7 protein-coding genes are annotated in these 12,640 nt (G+C 61.0%); 3 read left to right on the plus strand and 4 right to left on the minus strand.

The features are described from left to right. Positions 1-298 precede the first annotated feature (298 nt). Positions 299-1,315 (plus strand): ABC transporter substrate-binding protein, encoded by a 1,017-nt coding sequence (locus tag HU754_RS12755; RefSeq protein ID WP_186624352.1) that lies wholly within the window; start codon positions 299-301, stop codon positions 1,313-1,315. Between the two features lie 127 nt (positions 1,316-1,442). Then, positions 1,443-1,940: a hypothetical protein gene (locus tag HU754_RS12760; RefSeq protein WP_186624353.1), complete on the plus strand. Its 498-nt coding sequence runs from the start codon at positions 1,443-1,445 to the stop codon at positions 1,938-1,940. Positions 1,941-2,020: 80 nt separating this feature from the next. Here the strand turns inward: HU754_RS12760 and HU754_RS12765 are convergent, their stop codons facing one another. From HU754_RS12765 to HU754_RS12780, 4 genes are all read right to left on the minus strand, one after another. Then, positions 2,021-2,500 (minus strand): copper chaperone PCu(A)C, encoded by a 480-nt coding sequence (locus tag HU754_RS12765; RefSeq protein ID WP_093430737.1) that lies wholly within the window; start codon positions 2,498-2,500, stop codon positions 2,021-2,023. Continuing rightward, positions 2,500-3,105: an SCO family protein gene (locus tag HU754_RS12770; RefSeq protein WP_007915980.1), complete on the minus strand. Its 606-nt coding sequence runs from the start codon at positions 3,103-3,105 to the stop codon at positions 2,500-2,502. The genes HU754_RS12765 and HU754_RS12770 overlap by 1 nt, the downstream gene beginning before the upstream one ends. 156 nt (positions 3,106-3,261) lie before the next feature. Next, positions 3,262-4,656: an efflux transporter outer membrane subunit gene (locus HU754_RS12775; protein WP_186624354.1), complete on the minus strand. Its 1,395-nt coding sequence runs from the start codon at positions 4,654-4,656 to the stop codon at positions 3,262-3,264. 33 nt (positions 4,657-4,689) lie between these two features. After that, positions 4,690-5,484 carry a helix-turn-helix transcriptional regulator gene (locus HU754_RS12780; RefSeq protein ID WP_186624355.1) on the minus strand — a complete coding sequence of 265 codons (795 nt, stop codon included), beginning with the start codon at positions 5,482-5,484 and terminating at the stop codon, positions 4,690-4,692. Between the two features lie 486 nt (positions 5,485-5,970). On the opposite strand from HU754_RS12780, the gene HU754_RS12785 reads away from it, so the two are divergent. Next, the gene (locus tag HU754_RS12785) at positions 5,971-12,381 is read left to right on the plus strand and encodes a non-ribosomal peptide synthetase (protein ID WP_186624356.1); all 6,411 of its coding nucleotides are present in this window, start codon (positions 5,971-5,973) and stop codon (positions 12,379-12,381) included. Positions 12,382-12,640 lie beyond the last annotated feature (259 nt).

Raw genomic sequence — 12,640 nt, forward strand, 5'->3', positions numbered from 1 at the left:
ATGGAGTGTCTGCAGGCCTGACCCGCCTTCGCGTGGCACGGCAATCGACGATATTGAGGCTGGTGGATTTATTGTTTCAGGCTGTTTAACCCGTCGAGCCGCCACCGGATTCCAATGTAGGAGTTGCGGCACGCTGCGATCTTTTGATCTTGTTATCGAAACCCGGAATCAAAAGATTGCAGCCTCCTTTCGCTCGACAACCCGTGCTATCGATATGCGATAAAGGTATTTAATTTCTGTTTTTTATAGCGATAAAGTCAGGCCTTTCAGCACACCACTCCCATGCTGCGAGGTTGTCATGGCCACACCGTTCAAACGTTCTGCACTGACTCTGTTGGCCGCCTCCCTGGCCGCGAGTGCGTTGTTCAGCACCGGCGCCCAGGCCGAAGGCAAGATCAGCATCGCCCAGCAATTCGGCATCGGTTACCTGATTCTCGATGTAGTGCGCGACCAGAATCTCATCGAAAAACACGGCAAGGAGCAGGGCCTCGACATCAAGGTCGACTGGAACAGCATCTCCGGGGCCACCGCGATGAACGAAGCATTACTTACCGGATCCCTCGACGTGGTGTCCGCCGGTGTGCCGCCGATGCTCACCGTGTGGGATCGCACCAAAGGCAAACAGAACGTCAAAGCCATCGCCGCGCTGGGTTCGATGCCCAACTATTTGCTGACCAACAACCCGAACATCAAAACGCTCAAGGACTTCACCGACAAGGACCGGATTGCCGTGCCGGCTGCCGGCGTGGGCTTCCAGTCACGCACCTTGCAGATCGAAACCGCCAAGGAATTCGGTGACGCGCAGTACAAGAAATTCGACGATATTTCAGTCAGCCTGCCGCACCCCGATGCGACCGCCGCGCTGATCGCCGGTGGCTCTGAGATCAACTCGCACTTCTCCAGCCCGCCGTTCCAGTACCAGGCGTTGCAGAATCCCAACGTGCACAAAGTGCTGAGCTCTTATGATGTGCTCGGCGGTCAGGCGACATTCAACGTGCTCTACACCACGGAAAAATTCCACGACGAAAACCCGAAAACCTATAAGGCGTTCTACGACGCTTTGGCTGAGGCTGAGAAAATCATCAAGGCCGACAAACCGGCGGCGGCTCAGGCTTATATCCGTGTCGAGCAGTCGAAGTTGCCGCTGGCCCTGGTCGAGCAAATCGTCAAAGACCCGGAAATCGACTTCACCGTGGTGCCACAGCGCACCTTTATCTATGCCGAGAAGTTGCAGGAACTGGGTGTGCTGAAGAACAAGGCTGAGAGCTGGAAGGATTACTTCTTTGAAGAGGCGCATGGTGGCGCGGGGAGTTGATAACGCCGGGTCAAGGAGGGAACACCGTGGGTTGTTTCTGGACAGCGTAATAGCCACTCAGTAGCATTCGACTCCAACGGATTATCCCATCGCACGTCGTCCGACGTGGAACGCTCAAGGAATCGGCATGCGCGAGACCCCCAATGACCCACAACGAACCGTCGTGACCTTGGTCAACGGCGAGATTCACCATGAAACCCAGATCAGTTTCAGCTCCATGTCGCTCGTCGATGGCGAAATTCGCGTGCATCGTGCTGAAGGCAATCAGCTAGACATTCCGGTGGCCGGGGCGGACTTCGCTTGGCGCATTGATCTGGATGGGGTGCACAGAGTACCGGTGACGCAGGCAGTGGTTGAACCGGCTGAACCGGTGCCTGCCGATGACAGCTTGAAGTTATTCACCTCGAAAACCGTGTGGATCACCCTCGGGCTGTGGTTCTTCGTCAGTTCGGTGTTCGGTTGGCTGGGGATTGTGGCGGCAGGCGGATATCTCGGTTATCAGTGGCGTGAGGTGGAAAAGCGCAAGGGACAGTTGGCCAAGGCAACCGTCGTTGAAACCGTGACTCGTTCCGGCTCGGGGATGTCACGGGAAAGTGTGCGCAAGGCATTGGCCCGCAGGCGTTAATGCGGCGCCCATCAAAGACAAAAAAAGGGGCGGCCTGATTATCGATCAGGCCGCCCCTTTTTTATTGCCGCTCAGTCAGATCAGTGCATTTTGCTGTGATCGTGACCTTCCATGTTGGTCAGCGCACGAACCGGTGCCTTCACTTCGATGGTTTCTTTTTCGCCCTTGGCGTTTTCCACGGTCAGGGTCAGCGGTACGCTTTCGCCTTCTTTGAGCTGACCGTTCAGGCCCATCAGCATCACGTGATAGCCGTTCGGATCAAGCTTGACGGCTTTGCCGGCCGGCAGCTCGACGAACTTCACCGGGCCCATGCTCATGACGTCGTTCTTCATGGTCATTTCGTGGATCTGCACGTCTTTGGCCGCCGGCGTCGCGACGCTGAGCAACTTGCTGTCACTGTCGGCGGTGAGGGTCATGAACGCGCCGCTGGCGGACTGGGTCGGCACGGTGGCACGGACCCAGGCGTCGTCGACTTTGGTCTGCGCGGACACCTGGAACGCCAGGCCCAGCAGAGACAGACCGATGACAGCGCGTTTGATGTGGTTCAGAACAGGTTGCATCAGCAAACCTCCATAACAGTAAGCAAATCTTCCGTGCATTGTTCTGCCGAAAGCGAGGTGGACAGACCCAGGCGCAAGCCGCCGTTGGAGTCGTAAACGTAACTGGTGGCAGTGTGCGAGATGGTATAGGTGTCGCCGGCCGGGACTTTCTCGTAGAACACGTCGAATTCCTTGGCGGTGGCCGCGGTTTCCTCGAGTGTGCCGTACAGCGCAACGAACGTCGGGTCGAAGGCCTTCATGTAGGCGTCGAGGATTTCCGGGGTATCGCGCTCGGGATCGAGGGTGATGAAGATCACCTGCAAACGATCGCCATCGGCGCCCATCAGTTTCTTGATTTTCGCCGCGCGGGCGAGGGTGGTCGGGCAGACTGCCGGGCACTGGGTGAAGCCGAAGAAGACCATCGGCATCATGCCGCGAAAGCTCGACAGCGTCATGGTTTCGCCATCGGTGTTCTTCAGTTTGAAGGTGCGCCCCATGATCTTGTTACTCAGATCCTTGCCGTACTTGTACGACAGTTGGCCGCGGGTGTCGCAGCCGGCGAGCAGGCCGAGCCCGAGTACGCCCATTCCCGCAAGCACCTTGCGGCGAGTCAACAAAGCCGTCATCTAATACCGCCTTTTGCAGCCCGTCAGTCAGCAGGACTGGCGGGGGGTTAACCGTAAAAGCGGCGCATGATACCAAACTGCAGGCAGACGCCGGCCACGGATCGCCGCACGGCACAGGATCGCGCGACAAAAGGTGTAAGAAAAAGTGACTACAGCTTACTGCACGCTTGATTCAGCGGCGCTCCAGCCCCCGCCCAGCGCGGTGTACAGATTGACCTCGGCGACCAGTTGCGCGAGGCGATCGGTGATCAGGCCTTGCTGCGAACTGAACAGCGAGCGCTGCGCATCGAGGAACGTCAGGCTGCTGTCAACGCCATTCTGATAACGGTTCTGCGCCAGGTTGTAGTAAGTCTGTGTGGCCGCGACCAGATCCCGCTGCGCCTGCAATTGCTGCTGATACGTGCTGCGCGCAGCGAGGCCGTCGGCGACTTCCTGAAACGCGGTTTGAATCGACTTTTCGTATTCGGCCACCGCCACATCTTTCTGCAATTTCGAATAATCCAGGCTGGCGCGCAGGCTGCCGGCGTTAAAAATCGGCAGGCTGATCTGCGGCTGAAAGGTCCAGGCGCCAGAGCCACCGCCGAACAGCCCGGACAGACCGCGGCTCGACGTCCCGGCATTCGCCGTCAGGCTGACACTGGGAAAAAACGCCGCCCGTGCCGCACCGATATTGGCGTTGGCTGCTTTCAGTTTGTACTCCGCCTGAAGGATGTCCGGCCGACGCTGCAGCAGATCCGAGGGCAACCCGGCGGGCAGTTGTTGCACCAGATCGCTGGCCAGTGGGCGGGCGGGCAGTGACTCGGGCACCGGCGCGCCGACCAGCAAGGTCAGGCTGTTCAAGTCCTGGGCGACCTGACGCTGATAGCGCGCCAGATTGGCCCGTGAACTGTCGACGCTGGTTCTGGCCTGCGCCTGCTCCAGCGCTGACGATTTGCCGGCCTCACGGTTGCGGGTGGTCAGGTGCAGGCTCTGTTCATCGGCAGCAAGGGTGTCGCGGGTCAATTCCAGCAACTCCTGATCGGCGCGCCAGGTCAGGTAGGCGTTGGCGACGTTGGCCACCAGACTCAACTGTGCGCTGCGCCGCGCTTCTTCAGTCGCAAGCCAGGTTTGCAGCGCTTGCTCGCTGAGGCTGCGCACGCGGCCGAAGAAGTCCAGCTCATAAGCGCTGATGCCGAGGTTGACCGAGTACGTCGAATTGATCAGCGCTTTGCCTTGGGTCACGCTCGGCGGCATGCGCTGGCGCAATTCATTGGCATTGGCCGACACCGCCGGCAGCAGGTCGGCGCGCTGAATGCGGTATTGCGCCTGAAAGGCTTCGACGTTGAGTGCCGCCACGCGCAGGTCGCGGTTGTTGACCAGTGCGCTTTCGATCAGTTGTTGCAGCGCCGGATCGGTGAACAGCGTGCGCCAGTCCTCGGCGCTCGTGGCTGGCTGCGTTGCTGTCGGATACTGCGCGGCGGTGGGGGACGCGGGGCGCTGATACTCGGGAATCAATGAACAACCGCCCATCAGCACCGCGATGGACAGCAGGGAAAGTCGCAACGTCAACATCGAACTGCCTCATGCATATAAAGAGCGTTGTGCTCAGGCCCCGGCCATCCATTTCGCCAGGCCATGACGGCCACTGACGCCGAGTTTGGCGGTGGCGCGTTTCAGGTACGTCTCGATCGAGCTGTTTTTGACTCGCAGCTTTTCCGCCATTTGCGGCACGGTGCCGCCGGTCAACAGGCCGAGGCAGACTTCTTTCTCGCGCACCGACAGGGCGATGTCGCTTAATGCCAGGCGCTCATCGAACACCTGCGCCAGCGGCGCCTGATCCAGCTCGGCCAATGGTTGGCGCGGTTGCCGGGCGAGGATTTGCCGACTGATCTGCGCGTGACGTTCGATCAGTGGCAGCAGGGTGTCGGACAGGCTCTTGAGAAACGACAGCTCCGGCAGGGAAAACACCCGTTGGGTATGCGGTCGGTAAAACGAAATCACGCAACGGCGGTTGGACGTACGCGAAACCAGATTGCATTGATGGGCACTGTGTTGCGGATGGCGAGGCTGGAGCGAGGCTTTCAGTTGAATCAGCAGCGAGTCGTTCATCTCGATCATCTTCTGCAGCAGCGGATGATCGTCGGGGCTTTCCAGCGGATTGGGCGCTGCACAGGTCTGCGTCAAACCGGCGCTGCCCAACGGTTTGATGTCGACCACACTGGCCTGACGTTCATCCAGCGTCCACTCACTGAGATCCACGCGGTTGACCGGCACCAAGGTGTCGACCAACTGGAACATGTTCGTGGCGAAGTGATCATCGCCGGTGCTGGCAATCAACTCACCCAGTTGCCAGTAGAAGTGTGGGTTTTCCATATTACGAATGCTGCCGGTCAGATTCATATCCTTCATCCTTGGTTCAGAGCCATCACTGAATCGTCTGCCGTCTCTGTAAAAGCCGCCCACGCAGTCATTTCTCCTTGAACATGATCTGGAGCGGGATTTAAGCCTATGGATTTGTCCTACGTCTGTAGGGGAAAACAGGGACACAAAGTGCCACTATTTCTGAATATTGGCGCCGGGGTTCTGACGCTGTTAAACGCCGGCGTAGCGGCGAGAGTGACTGTTCAGTCACGCTCAAGCCCCGGAAAACCTGGCGAAGGGGAATTCTGATCGGCAGCGCTCGGGTAAATGGCGGCGCTGCTATGTGGTTTTTTTCCTACAAGCTTTTCAGTATTTCCTCTCCGAACTTTTCGACAGTGCCTACGGTAAACACGCCCGCAAGGTCAGACAGGCGCGAACGAGCCTGGTGGTTGTCCGGGTTTCAGGTGTCATGTCGGCGCCGGGGCCGATGCTTGAATACCGGCAAAATTTCATGAGATGGATCTTATGCAGCCTACTTCTGCCAACGTGGCGGACGATGTGTCCGTGCCTGTCGAGACATTTGCGCTGACTGCCGCCCAACGGGATATCTGGCTGGACCAACTGAGCCGCGGCGATTCGCCGCTGTACAACATTGGCGGTTACGTGGAGCTGAGCGGGCCGCTGGATCCGGCATTGCTGCAATCGGCGCTTGAGTCTCTGGTGGCAGCGAATGATGCCTTGCGCATTGTGCTGCTCGCGGACGTGGGGCACGACGGACTGCCGTTGCAAGGGTTTGCGCCGGCACTGCCGGTGGCCATGCCGCTGTTTGATCTCAGCGGCCAAGCCGATCCGCAGTCGGCGGCCCGGGCGCTGGTTGAAGCACAGATGGCGCAGGCCTTTGTGTTGAGCGGGCAGGCGTTGTTCCGCTTCAGTCTGATTCGCCTCGATCGCCATCGTCACTGGCTGGCAGCCCAGGCCCATCACTTGATCATCGATGGCTGGGCGTTCGCGCTGCTGTTCAAGTCGGTGGGCGAGATCTACAGCACGTTGTGCCGTGGCGAGCATCCGCGCAGGGCGGCACCGTCCTATGTCGGCTTTATCGAAGAAGACGCGCGCTACCATCAGTCACCTCGCTATGAGCGCGATCAACGTTACTGGCTGGACAAGTACCGTAGCTTGCCCGAGCCCTTGTTGACGCCCCGTCATCGCGAATTCCTTGATATTGAAGCAGCGCCAAGTCGCATCCACGTCGAGGCTTTTCCAGCCGTGCTGCACGAGCGCATGAAAGACACTGCGCGGCACCTCGGCGGTTCGGCCTTTCATGTATTGCTGGCGGCGCTGCACGTGTATTTCAGTCGCACCGCGCAACGTGATGAGTGGGTGGTCGGTTTGCCGATTCTCAATCGCTCCGGTGCCCGCTTCAAAAGCACCTTGGGCTTGTTCACCCAGGTCAGTGCAATGCGCATGGGCTTCGGTCGAACGTTGTCATTCGCTGGATTGATCAAGGCGATCGGCGCTGACCTGAAGCAGGATTTCCGCCATCAACGCTACCCACTGAGCGAGATGAACCGCGCGTTGGGCCTGTTACGTGACGACCGTGCGCAACTGTTCGAGTTGTCGCTGTCCTACGAGCAGGACGACCATGACTACCGTTACGGTGAGGCTTCGGGGCACTCGGTAAAGGTCTCCAACCAGCACGAGGCGACTCCGCTGGCCATTCACCTGCGCAGCAACCGTTACACCGACAAGGCCTGGCTGCATCTGGTGTACTCGCCAGCCTATTTCACGGCTGACGAGATCGCGGCGTTGACCGAGCGCTTGCTGCTGATTCTGCAGCAAGGTCTGGAATGCCCGGCGCTGGCGATCGCCGATTTCAACCTCAATAGCCCGGCAGAACTGGCCCTGTTCAATGAGTGGAACGACACCCGGTTCAGTTATCCGCAAGGCCGACTGATTCATCAGCGCTTCGAATCGCGAGTGGCCGAAGAGCCGGACGCTGTGGTCGCTACGTACCAGGGACGAACCCTGAGTTATGCCGAGCTGAATCGGCAAGCCAATGCGTTGGCCCATCATCTGATCGGCCTCGGCGTGCTTCCTGACGATCGTGTGGCAATGGTTGCCCGCCGTGGCCTGGACACGCTGGTCGGGCTGTTGGCGATTCTCAAGGCTGGCGCTGCTTATGTGCCGATTGATCCGGCGCATCCGCCCGAGCGCCTGAGTTATCTGCTCAGCGACAGTGCGCCGGTGGCGCTGCTGACGCAAAGCGATCTGCGTGATCATCTGCCCGCCACAACGCTGCCGGTGATCGAGTTGGATCGGCGCGAATGGTCGCTCGACAACACGACCGATCCCGACGTGACGGGGTTGAACAGCCGCCACCTCGCCTATGTGATTTACACCTCCGGCTCCACCGGTTTGCCCAAAGGCGTGATGGTCGAGCACCGCACGCTGGGCAATCTGGTCGACTGGCACTGTGCGGCGTTTGGACTTGGCCCCGGGCAGCACACCTCAAGCCTGGCCGGCTTCGGTTTTGACGCGATGGCCTGGGAGGTGTGGCCGGCGCTGTGTGCCGGGGCAACGCTGCATTTTGCACCCGCGAGCGAAGGTAGCGAAGACATCGATGCGCTGCTCGCCTGGTGGCGGGCGCAGCCGCTGGACGTCAGCTTTCTGCCGACGCCGATTGCCGAATACACCTTCAGCCAACAGGCCGATCATCCGACCTTGCGCACCTTGCTGATCGGCGGCGATCGTCTGCGCCAGTTCAACCGCGCGCAGTCGTTCGCGGTGGTCAACAACTACGGCCCGACCGAGGCCACGGTGGTCGCCACGTCGGGGCTAATCACTCCGGGGCAGGCGTTGCACATCGGCAAACCCGTCAGCAATGCCACGACTTATCTGCTCGATGATCAGCAGCGTCCGGTGCCGATCGGCATCATGGGCGAGTTGTATGTCGGCGGCGCCGGGGTGGCCCGGGGTTATCTGAATCGTCCGGACCTGACCGCCGAACGCTTTCTCGACGACCCGTTCAGTGCGCAGCCTGATGCGCGCATGTACCGCACCGGCGACCTCGCGCGGTGGCGCGCCGACGGCAATATTGAGTACATCGGTCGCAACGATGACCAGGTGAAAGTTCGCGGGGTGCGTGTCGAGCTGGGCGAAATCGAAGCCGCACTCGCCAGCCATGACGCGGTGCAGGAAGCCGTGGTGCTGGTGCGCGACGGTCAATTGTTGGCATGGTTCACCGAGCGCGAAGCGCTGGACATCCAGCAACTGCATGCGCATCTGACATCGCGTTTGCCAGCCGCCATGCTGCCGTCCGCCTACATTCAATTGGCGAGTTTGCCGCTGACCGCCAACGGCAAACTCGACCGTCAGGCGTTGCCGGCGCCGGGGCCGGACGCGTTGATCCGTCGTCAATACGAGGCGCCACAAGGTGACGTCGAAATCGCCTTGGCGCAGATCTGGGCCGAGGTCCTGCAGGTCGACCGGGTAGGGCGTCACGACCATTTCTTTGAGCTGGGCGGCCACTCTTTGCTCGCCGTAGGCCTGATCGAACGCATGCGCCAGATTGGCATGAGCAGCGATGTTCGCGTGCTGTTCAACCAACCGACACTGGCGGCGTTAGCGGCGGCAGAGGGCAGCGGCCGCGAAGTCGAGGTGCCGGCTAACCGCATTGCGCCCGATTGCACGTACATCACGCCGGACCTGTTGCCATTGGTGCAACTGGATCAGGCGATGATCGAACGCATCGTCGCGACCGTGCCGGGCGGTGCCGCCAATGTGCAGGACATCTACCCGTTGGCCCCGTTGCAGGAAGGCATTCTCTATCACCACATCACCGCTGCGCAGGGCGATCCGTATTTGCTGCAATCGCTGCTGGCGTTCGACAGCCTCGAGCGGGTCGAGGCCTTTGCCGCTGCGCTGCGTCAGGTCATGGCGCGGCACGACATCCTGCGTACGGCGGTGGTTTGGGAAGGGCTGACGTCACCGGTTCAGGTCGTTTGGCGCGAGGCGATTTTGCCGGTGCAGGAGGTTGAATTTGATCCTGCCCGTGGCGCGATCATCGATCAATTGCACGAGCGTTTCGACGCGCGGCGTTATCGCCTCGATGTCAGTCAGGCGCCGCTGCTGCGCCTGATGTATGCCCGTGATCCCGCGCACAATCGGGTGGTCGGCATCTTGTTGTTCCATCACCTGGCGATGGATCACATTGCGCTGGAGGCGATGCGCGAAGAAATCCACGCCAGCCTGTCCGGGCACTCGGAGACGCTGGCGCCGCCAGTACCGTATCGCAACTACGTGGCGCAGACGCGACTGGGCGTCAGTGAGCAGGAGCATGAAGCGTTCTTCCGCCAGATGCTCGGCGACATCGACGAGCCGACCTTGCCGTTCGCTTTGCAGAACGTGCAGGGCGACGGCAGCAACATCGAAGAAGCCGAGCAGGCGCTGGGCAGCGATCTGTATCAGCGCCTGCAGCAGCAGGCACGCCTGGCGGGCGTGAGCATCGCCAGCCTGATCCACCTCGCCTGGGCGCAAGTATTGGCGGCGACCTCCGCGCAGCAAAGTGTCGTATTTGGCACGGTGTTGATGGGCCGCATGCAGGGTGGCGCGGGTGCCGACCGGGCGCTCGGGGTGTTCATCAACACCTTGCCGCTGCGGGTCGATGTCGGCGAGGGTGCGCGCGCAGCGCTGAAGTCCACCCATGCGCGCCTGAGCGCGTTGCTTGCCCATGAACACGCTTCGTTGGCGCTGGCCCAGCGTTGCAGCGGCGTTGCTGCGCCGGCGCCGCTGTTCAGCGCCTTGCTCAACTATCGGCACAGCGATGATGTCGGGCAAAAAACCTCCCGGCAAACCTGGCAGGGCATCGAGACCCTGGCCAACGAGGAGCGGACCAATTATCCGTTTACCCTGAGTGTCGATGACCTCGGCACAGGCTTGCGTCTGACCAGCCGAACCCTGTCGAGCATCGGTGCGCAGCGGATTTGCAGTTATGTGCAGTCAGCGCTGAGCGTGTTGGTCGAAGCGCTGGAGAACACGCCGCAGCGGCCGCTGAATAGCCTGCCGTTGTTACCGCAGGAGGAACTGCAACGGCTGCTGATCGAGTTCAACGATACGGCAGTCGACTGCCCGCTGGATCAGCCACTTCAGGCGCTGTTTGAACAACAGGTGCAGCGCAAGCCGCATGCCATCGCCGTGCAGTTCGCCGAGCAACGCCTGAGCTATCGCGAGTTGAACGAGCAGGCCAACCGCCTGGCCCATCATCTGCGCGGGCTCGGCGTGCAACCGGATTCGCGGGTCGCGATCTGCGTCGAGCGCGGGCCGGAACTGGTGATCGGTCTGTTGGGCATTCTCAAGGCTGGCGGTGCTTATGTGCCGCTCGATCCCGATTATCCGCAGCAACGGCTGAACTACATGTTGCAGGACAGCGCCCCGGTCGCGCTGCTGGTGCATGCCGCAACGCGTGATTTGCTCGGCGAATCCCGCGTGCCGCTGATCGATCTCGATCTCGGTGTATGGCGGGACCAACCGCACGAGAATCTGCAGGTGCCTGGTCTCGGTGCGACGAATCTGGCCTACATGATCTACACCTCCGGCTCCACGGGCACGCCGAAAGGCGTGATGATCGAGCACCGCAGCGCCTGCAACATGGTGCACTGGGGTTCGCAGTTGTCGCCGCCGACTGAACACGGGGCGTTGCTGCAAAAGGCCCCGTACAGTTTCGACAGTTCGGTGTGGGAGATCTTCTGGCCACTGTGCTCGGGCATGCGCCTGATCCTGGCGCGAGCCGATGGCAATCGCGATTCGGCGTATGTCACGCAAGTGATCCGTGAGCAGAACATCACCGTGGTCAAGTTCGTGCCGGCCTTGTTGCAGCAGTTCATTGAACAGGACGATGTCAGCCAGTGCACCAGCCTGACCGACGTGCTCAACGGTGGCGGCGAGTTGACCGTTGCGCTGGCCCGGCAAGTGCGCGAACGCCTGCCGTGGGTGCGCCTGCACAACGTCTACGGGCCGACCGAAACCACGGTCGACAGCAGTGGCTGGACGCTGCAACCCGGCGAACCGGTGCCGCAGACACTGGTGCCGATCGGCAAGGCCCTGAGCAACACGCGGCTATACGTCCTCGATGCCTTTGATCAGCCTGTGCCGTTTGGCGTCAGTGGGCATTTGCACATTGGCGGAGTGGGCGTGGCGCGGGGCTATCTGGGACTGCCGCAATTGCAGGCCGAACGCTTTATCGACAGTCCGTTCGTGGCTGGTGATCGCTTGTATCGCACCGGTGATCTGGTGCGTTACGGCGCCGATGGCAACCTCGAATTCCTCGGTCGCAACGACTTTCAGGTCAAGCTGCGCGGAGTGCGCCTTGAGCTGGGCGAGATTGAAGCGCGCCTGCTGGAACACCCGGCCATCCGCGAGGCGGTGGTGCTGGTACGCGATGAGCGACTGGTGGCTTATTACACCCTGCGCGCCGAACTGGCTGCACCGACGCTGGAAGCATTGCGAGCGCATGTGTTGGCGCAGTTGCCGGAGTTCATGGTGCCTGGCGCCTACGTGAGGCTGGCGGCGTTGCCGTTGACGCCGAACGACAAAATCGACCGCAAGGCGTTGCCGGAACCGGGGGCGGAGGCGCTGCTCAGCCGTCCTTACGAGGCCCCCGCAGGCGACGTGGAAACCGCGTTGGCGCAGATCTGGGCGCAGGTGCTCAAGGTCGAGCGGGTGGGCCGGCACGACAACTTCTTCGAGCTGGGCGGGCATTCGTTGCTGGCGGTCAGTCTGGTCGCGCGCATGCGTCTGGCCGGTCTGCATGTCGACGCGCGCACGCTGTTCAGCCAGCCGACACTGGCCGCGCTGGCGGCTCAGACCTCGCGGCAGGCGAAGCAGGTCGAAATCGCCCAGACCACCATCCCGAGCCTCAACCGCAAACGCCGGCTCTGACGGCGACCACAATCCCTGTAGGAGTGAGCCTGCTCGCGATTGCGGTGGGTCAGTCACGAACATATCGCCTGACCTGACGCCATCGCGAGCAGGCTCACTCCTACAGGGGAGGTTGTGTGGCCCCTGTCCGGTATGGCTTGTCCCCGCTTCCCATGTCAGACACCCACGCCCCGATGTTTTAGTTTTTCCAGGCTGCGCGCCGCCTGCATGGACTCGCTGCTGCGCGCTCTTTTTTTTCGTATTTACAGCAGGTTACCTC

The organism is Pseudomonas zeae, from assembly GCF_014268485.2.
In the GTDB taxonomy this organism is placed as follows: Bacteria; Pseudomonadota; Gammaproteobacteria; order Pseudomonadales; family Pseudomonadaceae; genus Aquipseudomonas; species Aquipseudomonas neuropathica.